A 25,350-nucleotide genomic window follows, 5' to 3' on the forward strand; every position below is an offset into this window, starting at 1 on the left:
ACCTTCCTTTAGTATGCTTTTCTCTATTATAAAATGGGGTAGTGGAAAATTTAAGGGAAAAAATAAAGCTGTCGAGATTTTCTCGACAGCCTGAGGCTGTAAACATTGGTTTACAGCCTTTTTCCTTTTACGAAGAAATAGATGCTTCGCTTTCATGCTTAATTTTTTTCTGGAACCCTTCCTGTACACGCTTCGTGATCTCTCCTGGAACACCTTCCCCAACTGGCTGACCATCTATCTCTACAATTGGAATCACTTCAGCTGTCGTTGAACTGATGAAAATTTCCTGTGCATGCAAAAGTTCGTCTTTACTCATGCGGGTTTCTTCCACACGACATCCTTCTTCCTGACAAACCTCTAGCAGCTTTCTACGTGTAATGCCGTTTAAAATCAGGTTATTTGCTGGGTGTGTACGAATGACACCGTCAATGACGGCATATACATTCGAGGACGTCCCCTCTGTCACAAAGCCGTCTCTTATTAAAATCGCTTCAAACGCACCAGCTTCAGACGCTTTCTGCTTTTCCATGACGTTATATAAAAGGTTTAAGCTTTTAATATCACACCTTAACCAGCGAAGATCTTCAGACAATAGAGCTTTCACACCAGCTGTCTGCTCTTGAATAGGCTTTTTCACTTGAAATGTATATGCCGTAATTTGAGGGGTAAGTACACCATATTGATGTTTACGAGGTGCGACGCCTCGCGTGACTTGAATATACACGCCGCCATCAATCACTTGATTATCTGCGACTAGCTTCTTCAAATTCTCTTCCATATCGGATACTGTACCTTGCAGATGAATGCCAATTTCCTTTGCACTCTTGAATAGACGCTCAGTATGCTCTTTTAATGTAAACAAAGTCCCATTATATACGCGGATGACCTCATAGACTCCGTCGCCAAATTGATAGCCTCTGTCTTCAATATCAACATGTGCATCTTTTTTTTCAATAAAATCCCCATTGTACAATACTTTCATATGGAATCTCCCCTTCGCTTTGCTTAATGGTTGAATCTGATGCTATCTTAGCGGATAAATGTAAACGTTTCAATGATTATTCAGAATTATTTCATATCCATTTGACTGGATAACCTTCTATTGTAACAAATATAGATTCATAACCAAAAAGATTCCAATTTTTTAGCATCTTCTATATTCATAGGCTCTTTTTTCCTGTATACTTACTCCATATGAGCACGACAAAAAACAGCGAAAAAAGACAGAATCCACTACATGATTCGACACAAACTACTGATTTATTGGAGCGATTGTAATGCAACGGGTTACGAAAAAACAGACACCTTCAAACACGATGCTGCTCTCAAAGGCGATTGGTCTAGTCATCCTGACATTGATCCTTTTTTTCATTTGGGATATGTCTAAAACCAATATGCAGGCAGCAGATCAACCGAATGAAGTGTCTGCGAGCAGTCCATTTCGAGACACAAGTACAAGTCTGAAAGCAAAAGATGATTCGCCAAAAACATTAGATGCACATTTTAAGATCAATCCAAACAAACATGTAACGGATCAAACGATCTTTTTGACCTTTGATGATGGCCCTTCTACTACATCAAATCAGCTGTTAGATGTGCTAAAGTCACAGCAAGTGAAGGCCACATTTTTTATGCTCGGGCCGCAAATCAAAGAACACCCAGCAGCTGTGAAAAGACTTCATCAAGAAGGTCATCAATTAGGACTTCATGGCATCACGCATGATGTGAAACGCTTTTATCAAAAAAGTGATTCTCCTGTAAATGAGATGAAAGAAGATCAACGTATATTGGCTTCTGTTACTGGTGAATATACACATCTTGTGAGAACACCTTATGGCAGTTCACCAAACTTAACAGACCAGCAAAAAACACGTTTAAAACAAAAAGGCTTTGTATACTGGGACTGGACCATTGACAGTCTTGACTGGAAATATAAAAGCTCAAAATATGTACCAGAAGTATTAAATCAGCTGCAAGTGCTTGAAACCAAGTACCCGAAAGAGCCAAAAATCATCTTAATGCATGATCAGCCAGCTACCGCAAAATACTTAAACAGTCTGATCACACAATTAAAGGCGAAGGGCTACACGTTTGAAGTCCTTGATGAAACAATGAAGCCACTACAACAATAAAGCAAACCCGCACCTATTGGATGCGGGTTTTTTATAATTTATAAAGCATTCACAAGCTCGCCAATTCGTTCGTGAAAGACAAGATCAAACAGCGGATCGAATTCCGTTTCACTTAAATTCATCATGACCTTAAAGATGGAAGGATGATGAGCAGCATCTTCTGGAATATATCGGGCTGGTGCCACTTCTAAGGAAGTTCCCATGACGAGTAGCATGTCCGTTTGCTGGAGTGATTTCTCCACTTGATCAAAGTGCTTCACCATGTCTCCAAAAAGGACAACATCTGTTTTAAGTACTCGTCCACATGTACGGCCGTCTGATGAAATCCGCTCACAAACCGGTACCTCTTCTTGTAATAAATAAGGCAGTTCGTATGTTGACCCGCATGATGGACATGTAGCTGTTTGAATGGAACCATGCAGTTCATACACATGCTGGCTTCCCGCTTTTTTATGCAGACCATCGATATTTTGCGTGAAAATATCCACACGTTTTCCTTGCTTTTCTAAATTGGCTAAAAAAGCATGTCCAGCGTTTGGCTCGTACTCTCCACTCATCTTCATTTGAAACAATTCTTTGAATTTCGGCCAAAATTGATGCGGATGTGATAAAAAGTAGGACCGGCTCATTGCCTCCATGCGAGAAGTATCTTCTGTCCATAGTCCACCCGTTGATCTAAAATCGGGAATTCCCGATTCTGTGCTCATCCCAGCACCTGAAAGGACTGTAATATGTGAGGCCTTTGATAATCTCTCTCTTAGCGCTGCCACTTTTGTTTGATCCAACCACCATTCCTCCTTTATTCACCGAGCTGTTTCTCACCTTTTTGTTTCATATAAATGGTCTGTCCAGGAAAAGCAAATTCTACCCCTTCTTCATGGAAGATATCAATAATGCGATAGTTAATATCCTGCTTAATATCCAGGTTTTCAGACCAAGCCGTTGTGTTTGTATAAAAGTTAAAGAATAAGTTTAAATAGCTGTCTGCCAGCACATCGAAATTCACCATAATCGTTTCCTTATGAACCCCATCATGCTCATAAAGCATTTGCTTCAGACGTTTGATGCACTTATCAATGTTTTCTTTCGGTGTATTGTAAGATACGCGAACGGAGAACGTAATTTGACGTTTATTCATTCTCGTCCAATTTGTGATCGGCTCCTTTGAAAGGGTCGAATTTGGCACGGTCACCACTGCTTCAGCAGGTGTTCTAAATTTTGTGCTTCGGAAGGTAATGTCCTCTATAGTCCCAAGTACACTTGGAGTCTCTACAAAATCGCCCATTGTAAAAGGCTTCTCTGTAATAATCACAATTCCTCCAAAAAAGTTCGCCACTGTATCCTGCGCAGCGAGTGCAAAAGCAAGACCACCTAGGCCAAGCCCTGCCACAAGTCCGTTCACATCATAATTAAATTCTTGTGCAATGACGCTAATACTCAGTGCAATAATAATAAACCGAAGAACCTTTGATAAAAATGGGGCTAAAATATCATCCATCTCTAATTCAAATTTTGAATTCACTTTTTGAAATAAGAAGGAAGAAGCTGCGGTTAGATTACAAAGCCCCCACGTCAGCATCAAAATAATAGAAGATCTATACAATTTGACAATGACATCCATATGGTGCTCAAAGTATGGGGCTTGTCTTAACGCAAAATATAAACCTAGTGCCACAAAAAACAGTCTCGCAGGTTTTTCAAACGCCACGACAATTTGGTTAATGACTTCGGTTTTAGACCGATTTGTCAGCTTAAAGAGCAGGTGAAACAAGTATTTCGTAAATACTTTTCGAAGTAATAAAAAAAGCAATAAAATACAAAGGCTAATGCCTATTTGGATCGCAATATCGACTGTAAAATATGTATCCATCCATTTTTGTGTAAACATCTCTGTCTCTCTCCTTTAAAACAATCCTCTCTAGTTTATAATATAACCTTCGTTTATGTCCTCTCTTAAATGTCTGACCTCTATATAAAAAGCCTCGGGACCTATCCCGAGGCATGATGTTCAATTATGAAATTTTGGCTTGAGACATATCGACGGGCAGCAAACTACTTTTTCTTCTGAGCCTGATCAAGGAGAGTCGCTTTAAACATTTCAGCATCCGTTTCGGCCTTAATACGTTCTTCCACTCTAATTCTCCCTTTACCCAATCATCTCGCCTCCTTTTCATCATTATAAAACATCAGAATTTTCAGTCAACATGACGAAAGCACTAATATTTTGACGAACGCTGACGATTTGGACAAAATTGATCGAAGAAAAATTGATGTAATTCAGGTTTACTCAATCAAAGCTTGCTCTATTCCTGTAAATTTTTCAAAATGATACATCAAGCTTTTTCGGTACATGAGGTTCCATGATAATACGGCGCTCTTCTTCTCCATATAGTAAAGAAGGAAAACCACCAAAGCATTTGATATGATAAGACCAGAACTTATGTCAGGGAGCTGGAGCAAGTGTATATTATCGCACATAGAGGGTCATCAAGCGCAGCCCCAGAAAATACAATCGCTGCGTTTGATGTAGCTGTCGAGCAAGGAGCAGATTATATTGAATTAGACGTACAAATGACAATGGATCAGCACGTCGTCGTCATCCATGATGATACCGTTGAGCGAACGACGAACGGAAACGGCTTAGTCAAAAGCTATACACTTGATCAGTTGAAAAAACTGGACGCAGGAAGCTGGTTTGACCAACAGTATACGAATGAACGAATTCCAACATTACAAGAAATTCTTGAAAGATACAGTCGGCGGATTGGGATATTGATCGAGATCAAACACCCAAAACGGCAGATAGGAATCGAAAAGGCCGTTGCCCGCATCATCAATCGGTTTGCCTATTCTCGTCATATCATCATTCAATCTTTTGATGTTCATGCACTACAAAGAATTAAAGCATTCGCCCCTTCTCTTCGCACAGCTTTGATTATAAAACCTGATGCATTTAAACTAACGAAACGAAAGTTAACGACATACAGCTCGTTTGCAAATTGTCTTAATATGAAGAAAACGATGATCAATAGATGGTGGATAGACCGCATCCACACATTCGGGATGGATGTGTTTATATGGACTGTAAAAGATCAAAAAACAGCGGATCGAATCAAAAAATATCCAATTGATGGTGTGGTAACCGATAACCCGCTATTTTTTCAAAAGGAGAAATGATGCAGATGAAAACTTATTTCGCCGTTTTTATCGGTGGATTGATTGGTACACTTTGCAGATATGAACTAAGCCAAACTGTCATCAGCCAGACATTCCCCTATGCAACGATGATTGAAAACATTTCCGGCAGCCTGCTTCTTGGTTTTGCGACAGGATACTTTCTATTTCAGAAAGGAAAAAAATATCTTGCAGCTTTGATTGGAACAGGGTTTTGCGGCGGGTTTACGACCATGTCCACCTTTTCTAAAGAGACAGTTCTTCTGTTACAGGCAGGGCAGTTCAATTTAAGTATGATGTACATCCTGCTCTCAGTCATTGCTGGAGTAGCCGCTGCTTTAGCTGGCCTGATCCTTGCTGAACGGCTCTTTCATCAAAATAAGCAGCAGAAAGGAAGCAGATAAATGATTGTTTTTTGTACAGCTGTAGCTGGAGGGATCGGTAGTGCATGTCGTTTCTTCATCAGCCAAATAATCCAGAAAACTCCATCCCATGCCCTTTTCCCGTACAGTATTATTTTCATTAATTTATTAGGTGCAGCCGGTTTAGGTTTTCTCACAGGCGCTGTAACGTCCAATCATCCATTGCTAGTGATCATAGGAACTGGTTTTTTTGGCGGCTTTACCACATTCTCTACGTTTAGTGTAGAATCTGCGACGATGCTGATGCAGCGTCAAATAGGAAAGCTTGCTGCCTATTTACTTGTGACAATTATCGGCTCTTTATGCCTTTTTGCGGCGTTTTATCAAATAGGACAACTTCTGTTTTAAATATCTGTGATGGCAGCTAGGCTGATGAGCAGTTGATCCATCAGCTGGCGCTTCATTAAAAATAGTGTCTTCTCACTATAGCCGATTTCGATTGCGCATTTTGCCATGCGCCAATCTCGAAAATACTTATAATCAATGAGCTGCTTCTCTATTTCATCCAATTCTTTTAAAGCCGTTTCAATACAAGCAACAATCAGTTCATACTGACTTTTCTGCTCTTCTAATTTTTGACGTGCCATATGATGATGTTGGAGAGAACTTCGCTTTTCAAGCTGTCTTTCAATATTTAAAATGGCTGCTTGATAGTTCTTGAAATTTTTTAAATGAAACTCAATACGTTTCATTGAGGTTTTTTTCTCCGCGATACTTGCTGTTTCATACCAGAGCATGTCCATCCCCCTTTTACGAACGTTTGTTCTTATTATATACGAACATACATTCTCAAAAAAGAGGCTAAATACCTAAAAAAACCTTGAGCTTATTTTTCGCTCAAGGTCATTTCATTTACTAACAGCGGCTCTTTTATATCAAGCTCTGTGCGTGTATTTTCTTTTTCTGATGATGTGACGCCTTTTTTCAGGTCGATCTTTTTCACATAGCGTCCATCCATCTCCAAGACCTTCATCCGAATATCATCAAGATAAATGGATTGTCCTTCTCGGATATCAATGTTCTCATTTAAGATTAGCCCGCCTATCGTATCAATTTCTTCATCATGATATGACATTTCGATCAAATCTTGAACTTCCTCTAATCTCACTTTTCCATCTAATATATAATGATGCTCCGCTCTCTTTTGAATGACAGGCTGCTCATCTTCATCGAATTCATCTCGAATGTCTCCAACAATTTCTTCTAAAATATCCTCCGTTGTGACAAGTCCAGATGTCCCGCCATATTCATCCGTTAAAATCGCCATATGCATTCGATCGCGCTGCATCTTGACGAGAAGCTCTTGAATTGGAATCGTGTCAATCACTTCAATCACTGGATAAATATAATCTTGAAGCTTCAGTTGATCTTTTTCTCCTTGATACACAATATCTGCAAAGAGCTGCTTTTTGTTGAGCATGCCAATGACATGGTCTTTATCCCCTGAAAACACGGGGAAGCGTGTGTACTTTTCCTTTGTCATGATCGCCAGTATTTCGTCTAACGCCATATCTTCTGGAATCGCACAAATTTCTCTTCGCGGTATCATAATTTCTCTTGCGATTCGATTATCAAAATCGAATATCTTGTTCATATAATTATACTCTGATGAGTTGATTTCCCCATTTTTTAAGCTTTCAGATAATAAAATCTTTAATTCCTCTTCGGAATGGGAATGTTCTTTTTCAGACCCCATATCGATACCCATCATTTTCGTTAGCACACGGGCTGACCCGTTCAACACATAAATGAAAGGATACATAAGGATATAAAATGCATGCAGCGGTCCTGACAGCCAAAGCGTCATTTTTTCTGCCTTTTGTATGGCAAGTGTTTTTGGTGCAAGCTCGCCAACAACTACATGCAAAAAGGTAATAATAGAGAACGCAAGTGTTGCTGAGATCAGGCTGATTGCTGAATCAGGAATGTTTGTCAAACCAAAACCTCGAACTAAAAGTTCTTTTACTGCCGGTTTACCGATCCACCCTAAACCAAGGGATGTCACTGTAATACCGAGCTGGCAGGCTGACAAATATTCATCTAGCCTTGATGTCACCTTTTTCGCCATGATAGCCTTTTTGGACCCTTCGGCAACAAGCTGATTAATTCTTGAACTTCTCACCTTTACAATGGCAAATTCAGATGCAACAAAGAAAGCTGTTAAAGCAATCAAAACTCCGACTATACTCAGATTAACAATATCGTCCATTTAACCTTGCTCTTTCTTAGAAGAACAAGGAGTCACCTCCTGATTGATGATGTTGTCTTTTGCAAAACGGTTAACTGATTAAATAAGACTACTTTGAGGGCCCCACTTAACCACCTCCGGTTCACGTAAAATCCGTCTCTCTACATATATATGAAACGGTATTCATTTTATCTTACCATAAATAATCTGAAAATTCCTGTATCGCTACAGTATTTTAGAGATGACAACCTAAATTGATGGAAATGCCCTTTGTTTCTTCATATTGGCAGGAAATCTGAACAATTATCTTGTATTTCAGACTCGAATTATATTAAACTATTTTCATAAACTATAACGTGACGGTTAGGAGGAGATGTTCAGATGGGGCTGAGAAAAAGTATCGTATTGGTGAACTAGCACAGATTGCACAGGTGACGAAACGAACTGTAGATTATTATACGAATCTAGGGTTGCTTGCGCCTGTTAGATCTTGCTCTAATTATCGTTATTACGATGAACATGCTTTAAAACGATTACAATTAATCGTTCTTTGCAAACAGCAGAGATTGGCTCTTTCTGACATCAAATCCAGATTAGATGAACAATTCCCTTCTCAAAAGGAAGATCCTGATGAACTTGTCCATTTAACCTCTGATATCGATCGGATGAATGAGCATATGGACCGCATTTTGGTACGTTGTAAGCAGCTTCAGCCAGAACAACGTGAAAAATTAAAAGAACAGCTTACACCTGAGAAGATGACGGCTGTCCAATCATTTTTACTGCTGTTAAGTTAAAATTTTTACTAAACAGGAGGTGTTACCTTCGTTCTCAAAGTCAGAACGAAGGCCTTAATTGGACATAGTTAATTTACTTATAGTTGCTTTGCTTATAGCTTTAACCGCATTTTTCGTTGCATCAGAGTTTGCGATCATTCGCTTAAGAAGCTCAAGAATTGATCAGTTAATCGCAGAAGGTAATAAAACAGCAGTTGCTGTCAAGCATGTCACGACTCACCTTGATGAGTATCTGTCGGCCTGTCAGCTCGGTATTACCATTACCGCCCTTGGGATTGGTTGGTTAGGGGAAGAAACTATTGCGCACATGCTTGCTCCACTATTTGTAGAGCTGTCCATTCCTCAATCAGCTAGTTCTATTGTCACTTTTATTATTGCGTTTAGTATTATGACGTTTTTACACGTCGTGGTTGGAGAGCTTGCACCAAAAACACTCGCCATTCAAAAGGCTGAGCAAGTGTCCCTTCTATTTGCTAGACCGCTTATGATTTTTTACAAAGTGATGTTCCCTTTTATCTGGGTATTAAATGGATCTGCTCGTTTGTTAACAAAAGCGTTCGGTCTTCAGCAAGTTTCTGAGCATGACATGGCGCACTCTGAAGAAGAATTGCGGATTATTTTATCAGAGAGCTATAAAAGCGGCGAGATTAACCAGTCTGAATTCAAATATGTGAATAAAATTTTTGAATTTGATGACCGTCTGGCGAAAGAAATTATGATTCCTCGTACCGAAGTTGTCAGCTTCCCGCACGATATTACGATTGAGGAAATGCTGAAAGTGACCAAAGTCGAGAAATATACACGTTATCCAATTGAAGATGGCGATAAAGACAACATCATCGGTGTTGTGAATATTAAAGAAGTACTCACTGCATGTATTAGTGGTGAATGTTCCACAAGTGATACGATCGAACATTTTGTAAACCCGATTATTCATGTAATTGAAACAGTTCCTGTTCATGATCTACTGCTTAAAATGCAGCGTGAGCGAGTACACATGGCCATTTTATCAGATGAATATGGCGGTACAGCAGGACTTGTAACAGTTGAAGACATCCTTGAAGAAATTGTCGGTGAGATTCGTGATGAATTCGATATTGATGAAATCAACGAAGTGCGTAAATTGGGAGAAGACCACTACATCTTTGATGGAAAGGTCCTTGTAGATCAAGTTAACCTGCTACTAGGTATTCAGCTTGATAACGAAGAAGTCGACACAATCGGCGGCTGGTTCCTTACACAAAAATATGAAGTCGAGAAAAATGACGCGATTCGTGAACAAGGCTATGAATTTATCATTAATGAAGTCGATGGACACCATGTGGCATACATCGAAGTCAAAAAACTAAACGAACAACTATTAGAAGCAGCTGAAGAAGGCGCTTCTTAAGAAAAAAAACGACCCTTGCCTTAGCAAGTGGTCGTTTTCTTTATCCCTTTTCGATTAACTTAGCTTCAAGTTCTTTGATTCTTGTGTTTAATACTTCTGTCATCGCACCTAATCTTTCTTTTGGCGGCAGATGATCAAATTCAGACTGCTCAATCGGTTCACCAATGATTAAGCGCATTTTCCCCTTCTTAAAAAGGCTTTTTGCATTAGAAGGTCCTTTGTACGCTGCTGGTACGATTGGTGATTTGCCGAGCTGCGCAATCGTAACGGCCCCTCTTTTTAAAGGAACATCTTCCGTTGTACGTGTGCCGCTCGGAAAAATCCCAACGATCTTTCCCTCTTTTAATAATTTAATGGGCGTTTTAATACTGCTTGGCCCAGGATTCTCTCGATCAACTGGAAAAGCATGAATCCTCTTTAAAAATCCGCCGATCCATTTATTTGCAAACAATTCTTTTTTCGCCATGTAGTGGATCTCAAACGGAAGAATTCCTGCGCCTAATGCAAGAACATCCACAAAACCCTCATGCGTACAAGCAATGACAAACCCCCGGTCTGTTGGCAGATTCTCTTTTTGATATACTTTGATCCCGCCTCGGAGAGCAAAAAAAGCTTTGACGGTATAGCCTGAAAATTTATACATAGTGCACTTCCTTTGTTTGAAGAATGAAGGATTTGTTTCTATTATAACAAATTTTTTATTACCTGGTACTAAAAATTTTCTCCTGCTGATAAAATAGAGACGGTTCACTAAAATCATCTTTTCACTTAAGATGACCGCTCCTTCTGTATTCAAGCATGTGTTTTTAGGAGAGAATAGAGGAAGAAATGTGTCCGAAATTGTCGTTTTTTGAGTTTTTTTCCTTATTTGTTCTATTGAAAACACTTTATAAATGATGCAAATTTCGCTATGATAAGGAGAAATGATTTTGATTCGGTGAAAGAGATGAGTAATGTACGGCCTATGAGAAGTTTCGTGCAACTTTATGCCTTTCTTATGCGTGTATAACATAGAGGGGAGAAAAATCAGTGACGATCGATGAAATTTATCAAATGTATATGAACGATGTTTACAGGTTTCTGCTCTCCATGACAAAAGACAAACATTTGGCAGAGGACTTATTGCAGGAAACCTTTATGCGTGCTTATATACATATTCATTCCTACGACCATAGCAAAGTGAAACCTTGGTTATTTCAGGTGGCACGAAATGCTTTTATTGATTATGTCAGGAAACATAAAAAAGAAGTGACCATATCGGATGATCTCATTGGCGGCCTTTTACAAACGTCTGTACAAAGTCCCGCTGAACAGATTGAAATAAAAGAAGTCCTCAACATGTATTTGGAGCAGCTTCCAGATAACTACAAGGAAGCGTTGACATTGTATTATTTAAAAGAACTGAATTACAAAGAAGCATCCAAGGTCATGAATATTACTGAAGCAAATTTTAAAAGTGTTTTATTTCGTGCAAGGCAGCGCCTAAAAGCACTATATAACAGAGGTGTTAATGATGAATGAAGAGTTTAATAAGCGATGGGAACAATATAATAATGGCGAGATGAATGAAGAAGAAATGATGGCGTTTGAAGAAGAGCTCGAAGAAAATGAAAAACGCTTAAGCCAAGAACTGAATGACTCAGATTGGACAGACTTCTCCATCAGTCCTGAAAAACAAAAAGCCATTTTACAATACGGAAAAAGAAAGTCCTATTTACGTATTTCTGTGCTTGCTGTCATATCTACACTGATTATTTTACCGCTTTGTACACTAGGTAGTTATCTATACTACGGCGTTGGCGGAGCAGACAGTAAAGGCAATCATTTTATGGAAACGGCCGCTGTAACAGTCGCCCTAACAAAACCGAATGTCGCCATTGATATGAAGGATTTAAAAGGGCAAGTCAAACTGTTTGGTATGAACACAGAACTTAAGCTACAAAAACAAATTGGCAATAAAACAGAAGCCATCGGCAGTGAACAAATCGAAATGTTTTTCGATAAATTAAAGCAGCCTACGATCTCTTATTATGGAGACAGCGCACGTAATACGGAGGATTTCTTTACGCACCCTTCGTCTCAGGCAGATACATCTAAAAAACAAACACTCACTACTCTAGACAAGCTACCTGAAGGAACAGTGAGTGAAGTGTATGTATCCTATGACAAAGCATACACACCGAAAGACGTGTATTCATTTGCTAAAAAATATGATATGAAAGTGCTTTGGAATGCGATAAAAACAGAAGATTCATTAAGTGGAAATCAGCGTCCAATCGGTTTTCCCGGGAAAGACTCTGAATTTTTAAAAGAGCTTCAGCACACATCAAAAACAGAGGTTGATCAGTTCAAAGATGCCCTCGCCTATGTCAACCAGCATCCATCCTGGGCAAAAACGATCTCTGGCAGACCTGAACTTGACCTCTCTAACCGAATACGCTACATCAATCAAAATGGTGTCACGGTTTACGGTTCTGTTGTCACAGGTCCTTCTAAAGAAATAGAGAAATTTGTGAAGACAAAACGCATTAAAACGGCCAAAGTGAGCGAGGTGGAATTATGGAATTGGTAAGAATCTTTAAAGAGCATAATGTGTTTGGCTGGATTTCGGTCGGCACCGCTATTTTATCGCTACTCATGCTGAACCTCGCCATTATTAGCAATGTGACATTTTATTCGTTTCAAATGCTTCCTTTTGCAATGGCCGCAGTTCCATTCGGTGTGATTGAACTGTTCATTAAAAAAGGCCGCACTGGACCAGGTTTCCTAGGCGTCGTTCTGAATATTTTTGTCATCGTTTGTGTCTATGCGATCGTCTCGATTGATGTCGATCTTCAATTAGGTTTTTAAAACTCATTAGATAAAAAGCCCGTGTTACTTGGCTAATACCAAGCAGCATGGGCTTTTTTATGATATCATTTTTATTTTCTTTCATTGACTGCAAAGGTTTTCTATCACGCTGAAAAAAGAAGACAAAGGGCTAAAATAAAGTTCATTTTAGCCCTTTGTCAACAATTTGAGACTGCTTTATAAGCAGTCTCTAGATGATGTTAGTTTACAAATGTCTTTGCGCCAAGGTAAATTGGCTTCCAATAGCTTGAAGTCATATCGCTGATCGTCACACCATCAGAAGCAGCGTGGATAAACTTGTTGTTCCCAAGGTAGACACCCATGTGAGATGGGCCAGATTTATAGGTTGTAAAGAAGACAAAATCTCCAACTTTAGGTGTTGAAACGCTTTTCATTGATCCCCAAAAACCTTCAGTCGTTTGTCTTGAAATCTTTGTTTGTTTGTTAATGATATACCACATAAAACCGCTGCAATCAAAGCCTTTCGGTGTCGTTCCACCCCATTTATATGGTGTACCGTTTTGTGCTTTCGCATCTGCTACGAGTTTAGACGTATTTAAAGAAGAAGTAGCAACTGTTTTTTCTTTGACAGGTGTTGGTTTCACTTTGGATGTCTTTTTCACTTTCAGCTTTTGTCCAATTTTAATCAGATCTGTTTTGAGTTTATTTAACGATTTCAGCTCTTTCACTGTCATTCCATATTTTTTGCCGATTTTAGATAAAGTATCTCCTTTGACAACTTTATGAGTGGCTGTCGTTGAAGACGCTTTTACTTTTGTTGTTGTTTTTGATGTTTTCGTTACCTTTTTTGAAGAAGTACCATTCACTTTTAAGGTTTGTCCAACATAAATCGTGTTAGATTTCAGTTTATTGTCTGATTTAATCTTACTCACGGTTGTTTTGTATTTTTTCGCTAGAACAGAAAGAGAGTCACCTTTTTGAACCTTTACTGATTGTGCTGAGGCAGCTCCGGCAAATAATGTCGTCCCAAGTAGAACTGCACTTGCAGCTGTGATCAATTGTTTTTTCATTTGTTCCTCCTGTATGTATCTATCGTGATCCGAATTTTTATCTACTTTCTATTATAAGGATCGAATACCAGAAGAAATAGTCTTGACTTCCTACGACATTATGCTTATTAATTCGGCAAAAAATATTTTTTTTTAGGGTTCTTTTTATTTCATTTTTATTACACAATCATGACAAAACAAATGCATCTTGTCATAGATAAATCATACATTCATTTCTCTTTTTGGTTCATTCTATGTAAAGTGGACCTTTACAATTTTAAAGTGAACTTTACGGTGCTGTCATTTGGAATCCACACTTCTGTTCTACCATTGTAAACGTGAGAGCGATACATAAACAATGAGGAGGCAAAATGAATGAGTGTGTTGAAAAGCTCGAAAACGAAAATAGCTGCAATCGCAGCCGCATCAGTGTTATCGATTGGTATTTTTTCAGGAATTGAATTTGGACAGGCTGACAAAGCTGAGGCTAAAAAGAAACCAAAAAATGACGTACAAAATGTGATCGTGCTCATTGGAGATGGCATGGGAACACCTTACCTTTCAACTTACCGCTCATTTAAACACAACGGTGATCTTTCCAAGCAAACAGCGTTTGACCCTTACCTCACTGGCATGCATAAAACATACCCTGATGATTCTAAAAGTAACATTACTGATTCAGCAGCAGCTGGGACAGCCATGGCAACTGGTCAAAAGACATACAACAACGCCATTGGTGTAAACAAAAATGGCAAAAAACTAAAAACAGTATTAGAAGAAGCAAAACGCAAAGGAAAGTCTACTGGCCTTGTCGTCACATCTGAATTAACCAATGCGACACCTGCTGCGTATGCCGCCCACGATGTTTCTAGAAAAAACACAGCAGCCATTGCTGATGATTTCTTCGATGAGAAAATTGGCAAACAGCATACAGTCGATGTCATGCTTGGCGGAGGACTGATCGATTTTGTCCGCAAAGATCGTGATTTGACGAAAGAATTTCAAAAAGCAGGCTATCGTTACGTAACCAATAAAGCGGACTTACAAAAAAACAAACAGCAAAAATTGTTAGGCATTTTTGCTGACGGTGGTCTCGATAAAGCAATTGATCGTGATAAAACGACCCCTTCCTTGCAAGACATGACATCCTCAGCCATCAAACAGCTGTCTAAAAACAAAAAAGGATTTTTCCTCATGGTTGAAGGCAGTCAAATTGACTGGGCTGGACATGACCACGATATTGTCAGTGCAATGAGTGAGATGAAAGATTTTGAAAAAGCATTTGAAGAAGCCATTCGTTTCGCAAAAAAGGATAAAAACACGTTAGTCATCACGACAGCAGATCATTCAACTGGCGGCCTTTCCTTCGGGGCAGACGGCTCGGGCAGCTGGGATTATCAGCCTGTCAAAGCAGCAAAAAAGACACCTGATTTCATTGCAAACAAAATTGTAGGGGGTATGACGGTCGAGACTGCGCTTAAACAATACATCGACCTTGATTTCACAAAAGAGGAAATCGCCTCTATTCAAAAGGCAGCTGAAACAAAAGATCCTGTTCAAATTGATGATGCCATCGAAAAAGTCATCAATACGAGGTCTCATACAGGCTGGACCACATCGGGTCATACAGGGGATGAAGTACCATTTTATGCTTATGGGCCAACAAGCGAACAGCTAAAAGGGCTCATGGAAAATACAGATCAAGCGAAACACATTTTCAAACTGCTGAAAAACCAATAAAGTGCTAATCACAAAAAAAGATGTCTATTCGTAGACATCTTTTTTGATCATTAAGTGAGATACTTCCTATGAACCCCTTTTCCATCGTATGAAAACATCACTTCTTTTCCTTCAAGAACTGACTCGATGTGCACACTTCTTCCCCATAGCTGATACAAATATGGAAGCACCTTTTCTAAGTATTTGAGATCGAGCTCAATGCCTTCATACCAATGTTTAATATAGAGTTCATTGTTTTTTAAATAGTCGCCATCGATGACTGTCAAATACGGAAAACCGCCATTGACCCTCATGCTGACTAGCTGATCACGGACTGCCTTCCATTCTTTATCAATGACTTTATAGTCTCTCCCCTGCTTTTGAAACAAGTACAAATCTTCCCTCATCACAAGGTCTTTCGTTAAGTAATTTCGAATAAAAGAAATGTCTGATTCAATTTCCCGCACTTCAAACATTTTACTGCGACCCGACCCTTCCGTCACTCCTGCTTTTTTCAATTCCTCGCATGGATGATCGTAGCGCTCTTCAATATCTTCAAAAATCTTCAGCCCTAAATAGTAAGGATTGATTCCTGTCTTAGATGGCTGCACGACACCTGCATTTAATTTGGCAAATTCAATCGATTCACTTGAATCTAAATCAAGTTCACGCATAATCCGCTGGTGCCAATACGATGCCCAGCCTTCATTCATGATTTTCGTTTCTAGCTGTGGCCAAAAATAGAGCATTTCCTCTCTCAGCATCGTCAGCACATCCCGCTGCCAAGGCTCTAGCTCCCGGGAGTGTGCCTCGATAAAGAGCAATATATCTTTTTCTGGCTTTGGTGGGAATTGCTTGATCGTTTTCTTTTTCTCACGTGTTTTCGGTTCATCCATTCCCCACAAATCATCATATGGCGTATGACGTTTTGGTTTGTCCTCTTCATATTCATCTTCATCGTCGAGATTCCAGCTTAATTTTGAACGAACAAGCGACGGATCAATATGCTCCTGCAATGCCAATACAGCATCTAAAAAGGACTCGACTTCTTTTGTACCGTGGATATGTTCATATTCTTTAATTCGCTCTGCTGCCGCTGACATACTTTCCACCATATCTCGTTTTGTGTTTTGGAAACGGCAGTTGTTTTTAAAGAAATCGCAGTGTGCCAAGACATGAGCCACAATTAGTTTATTTTGAACAAGCGAATTGTTATCAAGGAGAAAGGCATAGCAAGGATTTGAATTAATCACCAGCTCATAAATTTTGCTTAATCCTAAATCATAATGAAGCTTCATTTTGTGAAATTGCTTTCCAAAGCTCCAGTGGCTAAATCGTGTTGGCATGCCATATGCACCGAATGTATAAATAATCTCCGCGGGACAGATTTCATACCTCATCGGATAAAAATCCAGACCAAATCCTTCTGCAATTTCTGTAATTTCATCAATGGCTCGTTGTAAAAGACGCTTTTCAGATACGCTCAAGGAAACCATCCCTCCTCATCGGACTTATCCCTACTATATGAGCGTACCTAAAAAAACATGATGTTCAGCCAGTTGTTTAGACGACTTCCATCTCTTTCATGGACTGCCCGCCGAACGCTTCAAAATGGATATTCTCTTCTGGAATGTCCAACGCTTTTAAAATAAGGATCATCTCTTGAGTAAATGCTGGGGAACCGCAAACATAAAATTGGCCTTTTCCTTCACCAATGACTGATTGAAGGAAAGGTCGGTCAATCCGCGTAGCCACCTTCTCAACCAGCTCACTCTTTATACTCTTTTCAAATTGTTCGTTACAAAGGATAATACGCCCCTCTGGAGATGAAGTGAGGACGTGTTCAAACTCTTGTTCAAAAGCAGTTACATCCTCTAGTCTGTCTGCATGAATCATCGTGAATGGCTGATTGTTATGCGACGCTGTTTTCACTAAACCAATCATTGGTGTGACACCAGAACCGGCACTAATCAAATAAACGGGTTCTTTTGTGTCATCTTGCAAGCAGAACATTCCCTGCGGCATACTGACGTGAAGAACATCGCCTTCTTCCATTTCATCATGCAGGAATGTGGAGACATGCCCATCTCGTTTCACTGTGATGCGATAGTAAGATGGGTGATATTGATCTGATAAACTGTATTGTCTGCTGCATACATAGGCTTCACCCGGCATATCTACCTGCACCGTAATGTATTGACCAGCTTCATACATTGGTAGCTCAGATTCATCCTCTGGTACTAAATAAAAGGAAATGAGTGATGGAGATTCTTGTTTCTTTTTCTTCAGAATAAACGGTTTGACATCTGCCCATCCACCAGTTTGTTTCACATTTTCAGCCATCATTTCTGCCTCAATGGTGATGAATATATTCGCAATGATGTCATATGCAGCCTTCCAAGCCAACAATGTGTCATCTTCCTCTGATAACCCAAATACCTCTTTCATTGCTTCAAGAAGGTGATATCCGACGATTGGGTACTGCTCTTTTTTCACCATGACACTGACATGCTTATGGGCAATTTGTTTCACAGCAGGAAGCAAGTCTGCCAAGCGGTCAATGTGCAGTGCAGCTTGATAGAGTGTTGCGGCAAGCGCCTCTGGCTGGCTTCCATTCATGAGATTTGTTTTATTAAACTGATTGAGTAGCTCTGGATGCTGTCTAATCATATTTTGATAAAAAACTGTCACAAGTTTTGTTCCCTCAGCTTTTAGAAGAGGGGCTGATTGTTTAATGGCATTCATTTGATCTGTGGATAACATCGTTATTCCTTCTTTCAAAAGATGTATTTTAAATACATCTTTATCGTAATGGAAGACAACGTATAAAAGCAATATTTATAATACATGTTTTAAATGTTGTCACATTTAGCACTTTCTCGAACAGTTTTTGTCTAAAATGTGTTACGATGATACAAAACTCTATTAGGTTTAGAGGTCGTCCAAATGAAACTTACGAATTATACAGATTTCTCATTAAGGGTACTCATTTATTTAGCTTCGAGAGAAAACAATGAACTGTCAAATATTCAGCAGATTGCCGATATTTATGGCATTTCGAAAAATCACCTGACAAAGGTAATTTACCATCTAGGAAAACGTGGTTATGTAGAAACGATCCGCGGAAGAAATGGTGGGATTAGGCTGGGGAAAAGCCCAGAAAGCATTAATATTGGTGAGGTTGTCCGCTATACAGAGGATGATTTAGTCATGGTTGAATGCTTTGATCCGAAGAAAAACAGCTGTATTATCTCCCCGATTTGTTCATTAAAGCACGTACTTCATGAAGCACTCACTGCTTATTTACGCGTTCTTGACCAATACACATTAAATGATTTAACACAAAACAAAGATGCTCTAAGAGAGCTTCTGCTCTAAGGCGAAAGAATTTATTTCTTTCGTCTTTTTCTTTACCTCCTTGTAATAATAATTTATTTAAAATTATTATAAATAAATATTGACTATCATGTTTGATTCAATATAATTAGGGTATATAGATTGCTAGAAACCATTTTTTGTTTACAGGAGGAGAAAAAGAATGACAAATTCTAATCATAAAAATTTGACAACGAATCAAGGCGTGCCAGTTGGCGATAATCAAAACTCAAGAACTGCTGGTCACAGGGGGCCTTCATTTCTTGATGATTACCATTTGATTGAAAAACTTGCACACTTTGACCGTGAACGTATTCCAGAGCGTGTCGTTCATGCAAGAGGCGCCGGCGCTTATGGTGTATTTGAAGTAGAAAATAGCATGGAGAAACATACAAGAGCAGCCTTCTTAAGTGAAGAAGGAAAACAAACAGACGTTTTTGTCCGTTTCTCAACGGTTATTCACCCTAAAGGTTCGCCTGAAACATTACGTGACCCTCGCGGCTTCGCTGTCAAATTTTATACAGAAGAAGGCAACTATGATCTAGTTGGGAACAACTTGCCGATCTTCTTCATTCGTGATGCACTTAAATTCCCTGATATGGTTCACTCTCTCAAGCCAGATCCTGTAACCAACATTCAAGATCCTGACCGTTATTGGGATTTTATGACGTTAACACCTGAATCTACTCACATGCTCACATGGCTCTTCTCTGACGAAGGTATTCCTGCGAACTACGCTGAAATGCGCGGTTCTGGTGTTCATACGTTTAGATGGGTAAACAAATACGGAGAAACAAAATATGTGAAATACCACTGGAGACCATCAGAAGGCATTCGCAATTTATCGATGGAAGAAGCTGCAGAAATTCAAGCAAACGACTTCCAGCATGCGACAAGAGACTTGTATGATCGTATTGAAAAAGGAAATTATCCAGCATGGGATCTTTACGTTCAGCTTATGCCGCTCAGTGATTATGATGAACTAGATTATGATCCATGTGATCCGACGAAGACATGGAGCGAGGAAGATTATCCGCTGCAAAAAGTGGGCCGCATGACACTGAACCGCAATCCAGAAAATTTCTTTGCTGAAACAGAGCAAGCTGCTTTCACGCCAAGTGCCCTAGTACCAGGAATTGAAGCATCTGAAGACAAACTGCTTCAAGGTCGTCTGTTCTCTTATCCTGACACGCAGCGTCACCGCCTAGGTGCAAACTACATGCGCATCCCAGTGAACTGTCCTTATGCGCCTGTTCACAATAACCAACAGGATGGCTTTATGACTACAACTCGTCCAAGCGGTCATATTAACTATGAACCAAACCGTTATGACGATCAGCCAAAAGAAAACCCTCACTACAAAGAAAGTGAACCGGTTCTTCACGGTGACCGTATGGTGAGACAAAAAATCGAAAAACCAAACGATTTCAAACAAGCTGGAGAAAAATATCGAAGCTACTCTGAAGAAGAGAAACAAGCATTGATCAAAAACCTGACAGCTGACTTGAAAGACGTAAATGAAAAAACGAAATTACTTGCGATCTGCAACTTCTATCGTGCAGATGAAGATTATGGACAGCGTTTAGCGGATTCACTTGGTGTGGATATTCGCTCATATCTTCAAGGAAGCATGAAATAGATCTTCTTTTCAGCTGGAGCACCTCTTTTTAAAAGAGGTGCTTTTTTATAACCGAAACACGTTAATACTAATCAAATGACCCGTCACCGGATGAAAATAAATTTCTGCATGTGCTGCAAATCGTGTGGAGCCTTCCTTCACGGTCACGCGAAACACATCTTTTGTTTGATCTTCATTCACTTGTGTACGTCCAATGTAATGATAATCGTTTAAAGCGGCGCCTTCATATTCATCTTGCAAGGCAGTATACGCAAGTCTTTCCCAATTCTCTGCCGGCTGCTCGGCTGCTTGTGAAGATGGATGAATCATGAGACTGCCAAATAAAACAATTCCTGCTGCAAAAAGCATCCATAATTTCGGGTGCATAATATCAATATTCTCACTTTCATGTCTATTTTGTTTAGGTTTTGCTGGTTGGTTCTTTTTCATACATCAAGCATTTATTCAGCCTATAATTCCCGGTACCCTGTTTATGCAGACACCAACTTTTCCCCTGAAAAAGTCGATCTGATCCGAGCAAACTAAGTAAGACTTCTCAAGGGAAAGGAGAAGGTTTAATGAATGTGGCAGATTATGATAAGGCACTTTATTATACGCATCGCTCGCAATGGGATAATTTACTTATTCTTATGGTACGTACGCAAGATGACTTGCTCTCGAAACGTATTGAGCATTTCTTACATGCGTATCAATTTAACCGGAACGATGCAGATGTTGAAAAATGTTTATATGGACTCCTGCAGTATATCGACCATGCTTCAGAGGCTGCCGTTGCTGAAGCATATGCTGAACCAATGTACACATAAAGGAAAAGGCTGATTTTCTTTCAGATTGTTGAAATAGGGCTAAAATGAACTTTATTTTAGCTCTTTGTTTTCAGCCTTTTACTAACCGCCTTTCATAAAGAAGAAAAGACTTCATGAGGAATACTCATGAAGTCTTTTGGAATGTCCACCATGACTGTTTACAACAGCTCTTTCGGCTGATTTTTTTGATAATCTACTGCATAGAGAGCGGCCTGAGTTCGATCTGCCAGCTCTAACTTTGATAACAGATGAGACACGTGAGTTTTCACAGTCTTTTCAGAAATAAAAAGCGATGAGGCAATTTCTTTGTTACTTTTCCCTTTTGCGATTTCAAATAAGACATCACGTTCTCTATTGGTCAGTTCGTTCATCAATGCCCATTTTTGCTCTTTAGGTTCTGTTAGATGCTGGACAAGAAACGCTGTAATATGACCATCTAGCTGGTACGTACCATTTTGCACCTCAATCATTGTCGTGAGAAGCTTTTCAGGTGCTACATCCTTGAGCTGATAAGCCTTCGCTCCCGCTTGGATAGCAGGGATCACATAGTCCTTATCTGCATAGCTTGTCAAAATGACAATGCGGACATCCGGCATATCCAGCGTCATTTGCTTTGTCGCCTCAATCCCATTCATTACAGGCATAGAAAGATCCATCAAGACAATGTCAGGCTTTGTCTGCCTCACTACCTGTAGTGCCTCTTCTCCATTGGATGCTTCACCAACGATGTCCACATCTGGCTGGGTTTGCAAGAAAAAGACCAGTCCTTTTCGGACAATGTGATGATCATCTGCAATGACTACCCTCATGACAATCCCTTCCTTTCTTGAGAAAATGGTACTTTCACATCAATCGTCGTTCCCTTCCCTAGCTCAGAATTGATGCAAAATGTACCTCCTGCTCTTCGGATACGGTCAGCCATCCCTTTCAGCCCAAATGAAGGAAGACTCATTTGTTCATCATACTGAAATCCCTTTCCCTGATCGATGATTTTCATACCAAACGTATCTCCTGATTGCTCCAGTTTGACCTCTACTTTCTCAACGCCCGCATGCTTTTGGCAATTATTTAGAGCTTCTTGGCATACGCGAAATAAAGTCTCATGCTTTGAATGATCTATTTCCATACAGCCTGATAAAGACAATGAACAATTTAGACCTAAAAGCTGTGCATACTCTTCAATCGCTGTCGTAAAACCTTTTTCAAGTCCTTTTGGTCTTAACTGCCAGATGAGTGATCGCATTTCAATGAGGGCATCTTGTGATAAATGCTGAATAAAATCAATCATTTCACCTAATTTTTGATCACTTGTCATTTGACGCGCTGCCTTTGCAGTCAAACTCACGGAAAACAGCATTTGATTCACAGAATCGTGCAAATCCTGCGCAAGCCGGTTTCGTTCTTCTAGCAGTGCATGCTGCTGCTCATTTTGCACAAGCTTCATGCGCTGAATGGCCGTACCTATTTGCAGTGCAATACTTTCAAGCAGATTCAGCTCCTCCTGTGTAAATGTGACCTTCCCTTTTGCCGCCACATTTAATAAGCCAAACGTTCGCTTACATGCTTGGAGCGGAACGGTTGCATGATGGGTAATTCCTTCTGTATCTCCAAGCTTTTGCTCAATCGCTGTTTCAATCCGTTTACAATTGATGATATTGGTCGCTGATTGCAGTGAGCCTTTTGTGTAGCGGTTGATGCAATAGCAATCGTTTTGACACATCAATTGCTTTCGATCCTTTGCCAGTGCTTCAGGTAAACATACTTCTGCCATTAGTTCATACGATCCGTCTTCTTCTATAAAATAAATCCATGCTGTTTGAAAGCCTGTCACTTCCATAAGCATATGAAGCACTTCATGAAGCGTTTCCTTCATTTCCATCCCTTCATTTAGCTTTTCAGCAATTTCTTTTAACGTTTTTAATGTTTTGACTTTTTCTTGGTAATCTCCCATCGTGTGTACCCCCGGCTTTTACTGCCTCTCTTATCAATATGTTGATTATACCATGAGCATCTGTGCGGCTCTTTCTCAAAAAGGATGATTTTTTCTCATCCTTTTGACTGAGAAAAAGCCATCATGCATGACATGATGGCTTTGTGATATTTTATTTAGCTGTTTCTTCCACAATGTCATAGACGACTTTCATGACTTCTTCTGATAAGTGTTTCAGCTTTTCTTCGCTGTCTGTTAACGATGTGCCTTTGACTGCAATATAAAATTTGACTTTAGGCTCCGTACCAGAAGGTCGTAAACAAAACCATGAGCCATCTTCAAGGAAATATTTCAGGACGTTTGATGCCGGCAGATGAATCGTTTCTTCTTTCTTTTCAGCCACAAGGTGCCTTTGACTTGATTGATAATCCTCAATGACCGTAATGCGCTGACCAGCGATAGAAGCTGGTGGGTTTGATCTAAAGGTATGAAGAATAGCAGAAATCTGCTCTGCTCCTACTTTCCCCTTTAAGGTTAATGACTTTAACCCTTCTCTGTAAAATCCAAATTCCTTAAAAATATCAACAAGCGCATCATATAATGACTTCCCTTGTTTCTTATAAAAGGCTGCGACTTCAACTGCTAATAACGCAGCTTGAACTGCATCTTTATCTCGTGCAAAATCACCGATCAAATAGCCGTAGCTTTCTTCATAGCCGAATTGAAACGTGTATTCTCCGCTTTCTTCAAACTGCTTGATTTTTTCTCCGATAAATTTAAAGCCAGTGAGCGTATCAATCGTGTCAGCTCCAAATGCTGAGGCAACAGCACGCCCAAGCTCACTTGTCACAATCGTTTTCATCACAACGGGGCGAGGCGGCAGCTGGCCTAGTTTTTGTTTTTCAGATAATAAATAATGAAGTAGTAAGGCGCCTGTTTGGTTGCCGGTCAAAACGGTAAATTCACCATCATGATTTTTCACAGCGATACCTAATCGATCTGCATCTGGATCTGTCGCAATCAAAATATCAGCATTTTGCTTTTCGCCAAGCTTGATGGCGTATTCAAAAGCGGCATGCTCCTCTGGATTTGGAGACGTAACCGTCGAGAATTGCGGATCTGGTTTTTCCTGTTCAGGCACAACCGTCACATGCTTATAACCAAAGGCCTGAAGTCCGTTTCGGACAGGTTTATTCGCCGTCCCGTGAAGCGGAGTAAACACCACTTTGACATCGACTTCTTTTGCAAGCTCAGGGTGCAGACGAATGGTTTTTAATTTTTCCATATACGCTTGATCGATTTCTTCACCAATCATGCGGATCAAACCATTTTGCTTCAATACTTCTTCTGATTCCACTGAAATGGCTAATTCATTTTCGATGGCATCTACTTCTTTAATGACTTGATCTGCTTCAAATGGGGGCATTTGGCCTCCATCTTCTCCATAAACTTTATAGCCATTATATTCTGGCGGATTGTGACTTGCTGTCACAACAATCCCTGCAAAGGCATTCAGTTCTCGAACTGCAAAAGAGAGTTCTGGTGTCGGACGCAGTTCGTCAAATACGTATGTTTGAATGCCATGTGAAGCAAGTGTTTTGGCCGCTTCCATTGCAAATTCAGGAGATTTATGGCGTGAATCATAGGCAATGGCGACGCCTCTTTTTTTTGCATCCTCTCCATGTGCTGCAATATACGCAGCAAGACCAGCAGATGCTTTTCGAACAGTGTAAACATTCATTCGGTTCGTTCCAGCACCAATTTCTCCGCGCATTCCTCCAGTACCAAACTCAAGGTTTTTGTAGAAGCAGTCTTCAAGCGCTTGATGATCATCTTGATGTGCCTCCAGCCATTCCCTTAGTTCAGTATCCAGGTGCTTCTCATTGATCCAACGCTCATAATTCGTATTCCAACTCAT

27 protein-coding genes are annotated in these 25,350 nt (G+C 39.9%); 13 read left to right on the forward strand and 14 right to left on the reverse strand.

Annotated elements, in window-relative coordinates; translation table 11 throughout:
• Positions 1-127 precede the first annotated feature (127 nt).
• Positions 128-982: a D-amino-acid transaminase gene (gene dat / locus M2369_RS17315; protein ID WP_024719973.1), complete on the reverse strand. Its 855-nt coding sequence runs from the start codon at positions 980-982 to the stop codon at positions 128-130.
• A gap of 295 nt (positions 983-1,277) precedes the next feature.
• Here dat and M2369_RS17320 point away from each other — a divergent pair, with 295 nt between their 5' ends.
• Positions 1,278-2,132: a polysaccharide deacetylase family protein gene (locus M2369_RS17320; RefSeq protein ID WP_061418543.1), complete on the forward strand. Its 855-nt coding sequence runs from the start codon at positions 1,278-1,280 to the stop codon at positions 2,130-2,132.
• Positions 2,133-2,170: 38 nt separating this feature from the next.
• Here the strand turns inward: M2369_RS17320 and M2369_RS17325 are convergent, their stop codons facing one another.
• The 3 genes from M2369_RS17325 to M2369_RS17335 all read right to left on the reverse strand — a co-directional run bounded on the left by M2369_RS17325 (position 2,171) and on the right by M2369_RS17335 (position 4,286).
• Positions 2,171-2,902 carry an NAD-dependent protein deacylase gene (locus M2369_RS17325; RefSeq protein ID WP_026050067.1) on the reverse strand — a complete coding sequence of 244 codons (732 nt, stop codon included), beginning with the start codon at positions 2,900-2,902 and terminating at the stop codon, positions 2,171-2,173.
• Positions 2,903-2,931: 29 nt separating this feature from the next.
• The gene (locus M2369_RS17330; protein WP_259255244.1) at positions 2,932-4,020 is read right to left on the reverse strand and encodes a mechanosensitive ion channel family protein; all 1,089 of its coding nucleotides are present in this window, start codon (positions 4,018-4,020) and stop codon (positions 2,932-2,934) included.
• A gap of 164 nt (positions 4,021-4,184) precedes the next feature.
• A complete protein-coding gene (locus tag M2369_RS17335; RefSeq protein WP_017360338.1) occupies positions 4,185-4,286 on the reverse strand; it encodes a YhdX family protein in 102 nt (33 codons plus the stop codon).
• A gap of 306 nt (positions 4,287-4,592) precedes the next feature.
• Here M2369_RS17335 and M2369_RS17340 point away from each other — a divergent pair, with 306 nt between their 5' ends.
• Genes M2369_RS17340 through crcB (M2369_RS17350) form a run of 3 tightly spaced genes read left to right on the forward strand, consistent with a single transcriptional unit; the run spans position 4,593 to position 6,076 of the window.
• Entirely contained in the window at positions 4,593-5,309 is a 717-nt protein-coding gene (locus tag M2369_RS17340; protein WP_159159503.1) for a glycerophosphodiester phosphodiesterase, read from the forward strand.
• Positions 5,309-5,710, forward strand: a complete 402-nt coding sequence (crcB, locus tag M2369_RS17345) for a fluoride efflux transporter CrcB (protein ID WP_034647784.1) — start codon at positions 5,309-5,311, stop codon at positions 5,708-5,710. Before M2369_RS17340 ends, crcB (M2369_RS17345) begins: the two co-directional genes overlap by 1 nt.
• A complete protein-coding gene (crcB, locus tag M2369_RS17350; RefSeq protein ID WP_061418536.1) occupies positions 5,711-6,076 on the forward strand; it encodes a fluoride efflux transporter CrcB in 366 nt (121 codons plus the stop codon).
• Here crcB (M2369_RS17350) and M2369_RS17355 read toward each other — a convergent pair.
• Together M2369_RS17355 and M2369_RS17360 are read right to left on the reverse strand one after the other, a co-directional pair.
• Entirely contained in the window at positions 6,073-6,465 is a 393-nt protein-coding gene (locus M2369_RS17355; RefSeq protein ID WP_061418534.1) for a hypothetical protein, read from the reverse strand. The genes crcB (M2369_RS17350) and M2369_RS17355 overlap by 4 nt on opposite strands.
• An 89-nt stretch (positions 6,466-6,554) precedes the next feature.
• Positions 6,555-7,937 carry a hemolysin family protein gene (locus M2369_RS17360; protein WP_259255253.1) on the reverse strand — a complete coding sequence of 461 codons (1,383 nt, stop codon included), beginning with the start codon at positions 7,935-7,937 and terminating at the stop codon, positions 6,555-6,557.
• Positions 7,938-8,272: 335 nt separating this feature from the next.
• On the opposite strand from M2369_RS17360, the gene M2369_RS17365 reads away from it, so the two are divergent.
• Positions 8,273-8,713, forward strand: coding sequence for a MerR family transcriptional regulator (locus M2369_RS17365; RefSeq protein ID WP_034620022.1), 441 nt, complete (start codon positions 8,273-8,275; stop codon positions 8,711-8,713).
• 58 nt (positions 8,714-8,771) lie between these two features.
• Positions 8,772-10,103 (forward strand): hemolysin family protein, encoded by a 1,332-nt coding sequence (locus M2369_RS17370; RefSeq protein ID WP_008348975.1) that lies wholly within the window; start codon positions 8,772-8,774, stop codon positions 10,101-10,103.
• A gap of 40 nt (positions 10,104-10,143) precedes the next feature.
• On the opposite strand, the gene M2369_RS17375 is transcribed toward M2369_RS17370, so the two are convergent.
• Positions 10,144-10,746, reverse strand: a complete 603-nt coding sequence (locus M2369_RS17375) for a lysophospholipid acyltransferase family protein (RefSeq protein WP_024719965.1) — start codon at positions 10,744-10,746, stop codon at positions 10,144-10,146.
• 386 nt (positions 10,747-11,132) lie between these two features.
• Between M2369_RS17375 and M2369_RS17380 the strand changes: the two genes are divergently transcribed.
• Genes M2369_RS17380 through M2369_RS17390 form a run of 3 tightly spaced genes read left to right on the forward strand, consistent with a single transcriptional unit; the run spans position 11,133 to position 12,953 of the window.
• Positions 11,133-11,624, forward strand: a complete 492-nt coding sequence (locus M2369_RS17380; protein WP_008348979.1) for a sigma-70 family RNA polymerase sigma factor — start codon at positions 11,133-11,135, stop codon at positions 11,622-11,624.
• A complete protein-coding gene (locus M2369_RS17385) occupies positions 11,617-12,675 on the forward strand; it encodes an anti-sigma factor (protein WP_024719964.1) in 1,059 nt (352 codons plus the stop codon). Before M2369_RS17380 ends, M2369_RS17385 begins: the two co-directional genes overlap by 8 nt.
• Complete coding sequence (locus tag M2369_RS17390) at positions 12,663-12,953, forward strand: hypothetical protein (protein WP_008348984.1); 291 nt, start codon at positions 12,663-12,665, stop codon at positions 12,951-12,953. The genes M2369_RS17385 and M2369_RS17390 overlap by 13 nt, the downstream gene beginning before the upstream one ends.
• A gap of 200 nt (positions 12,954-13,153) precedes the next feature.
• Here M2369_RS17390 and M2369_RS17395 read toward each other — a convergent pair whose 3' ends face one another.
• Complete coding sequence (locus M2369_RS17395; protein WP_007497097.1) at positions 13,154-13,984, reverse strand: C40 family peptidase; 831 nt, start codon at positions 13,982-13,984, stop codon at positions 13,154-13,156.
• 354 nt (positions 13,985-14,338) lie between these two features.
• Here M2369_RS17395 and M2369_RS17400 point away from each other — a divergent pair, with 354 nt between their 5' ends.
• Entirely contained in the window at positions 14,339-15,703 is a 1,365-nt protein-coding gene (locus M2369_RS17400; RefSeq protein WP_041507529.1) for an alkaline phosphatase, read from the forward strand.
• A gap of 50 nt (positions 15,704-15,753) precedes the next feature.
• On the opposite strand, the gene M2369_RS17405 is transcribed toward M2369_RS17400, so the two are convergent.
• A complete protein-coding gene (locus tag M2369_RS17405) occupies positions 15,754-17,178 on the reverse strand; it encodes a SpoVR family protein (RefSeq protein ID WP_373422530.1) in 1,425 nt (474 codons plus the stop codon).
• 67 nt (positions 17,179-17,245) lie between these two features.
• Complete coding sequence (locus M2369_RS17410; RefSeq protein ID WP_045034839.1) at positions 17,246-18,445, reverse strand: globin domain-containing protein; 1,200 nt, start codon at positions 18,443-18,445, stop codon at positions 17,246-17,248.
• Between the two features lie 183 nt (positions 18,446-18,628).
• On the opposite strand from M2369_RS17410, the gene M2369_RS17415 reads away from it, so the two are divergent.
• Positions 18,629-19,060, forward strand: coding sequence for an Rrf2 family transcriptional regulator (locus M2369_RS17415; protein ID WP_041507532.1), 432 nt, complete (start codon positions 18,629-18,631; stop codon positions 19,058-19,060).
• A 160-nt stretch (positions 19,061-19,220) separates the two neighbouring features.
• The gene (locus tag M2369_RS17420) at positions 19,221-20,696 is read left to right on the forward strand and encodes a catalase (RefSeq protein ID WP_041091807.1); all 1,476 of its coding nucleotides are present in this window, start codon (positions 19,221-19,223) and stop codon (positions 20,694-20,696) included.
• Between the two features lie 45 nt (positions 20,697-20,741).
• Here M2369_RS17420 and M2369_RS17425 read toward each other — a convergent pair whose 3' ends face one another.
• The gene (locus tag M2369_RS17425) at positions 20,742-21,125 is read right to left on the reverse strand and encodes a YqzG/YhdC family protein (RefSeq protein ID WP_056705090.1); all 384 of its coding nucleotides are present in this window, start codon (positions 21,123-21,125) and stop codon (positions 20,742-20,744) included.
• 128 nt (positions 21,126-21,253) lie between these two features.
• Here M2369_RS17425 and M2369_RS17430 point away from each other — a divergent pair, with 128 nt between their 5' ends.
• On the forward strand, positions 21,254-21,502 hold the full coding sequence (locus M2369_RS17430) for a YhdB family protein (RefSeq protein WP_008349000.1): 249 nt from the start codon (positions 21,254-21,256) through the stop codon (positions 21,500-21,502).
• A gap of 158 nt (positions 21,503-21,660) precedes the next feature.
• Here the strand turns inward: M2369_RS17430 and M2369_RS17435 are convergent, their stop codons facing one another.
• The 3 genes from M2369_RS17435 to M2369_RS17445 all read right to left on the reverse strand — a co-directional run bounded on the left by M2369_RS17435 (position 21,661) and on the right by M2369_RS17445 (position 25,350).
• Positions 21,661-22,311 (reverse strand): response regulator, encoded by a 651-nt coding sequence (locus tag M2369_RS17435; protein WP_056705088.1) that lies wholly within the window; start codon positions 22,309-22,311, stop codon positions 21,661-21,663.
• Complete coding sequence (locus tag M2369_RS17440; RefSeq protein WP_041507534.1) at positions 22,308-23,453, reverse strand: GAF domain-containing sensor histidine kinase; 1,146 nt, start codon at positions 23,451-23,453, stop codon at positions 22,308-22,310. The genes M2369_RS17435 and M2369_RS17440 overlap by 4 nt, the downstream gene beginning before the upstream one ends.
• Positions 23,454-23,604: 151 nt before the next feature.
• On the reverse strand, positions 23,605-25,350 hold the full coding sequence (locus tag M2369_RS17445) for a phospho-sugar mutase (protein WP_259255286.1): 1,746 nt from the start codon (positions 25,348-25,350) through the stop codon (positions 23,605-23,607).

Origin of the sequence: Bacillus sp. JUb11, assembly GCF_024807925.1 — a bacterium.
GTDB classification, from domain to species: domain Bacteria; phylum Bacillota; class Bacilli; order Bacillales; family Bacillaceae; genus Bacillus; species Bacillus altitudinis.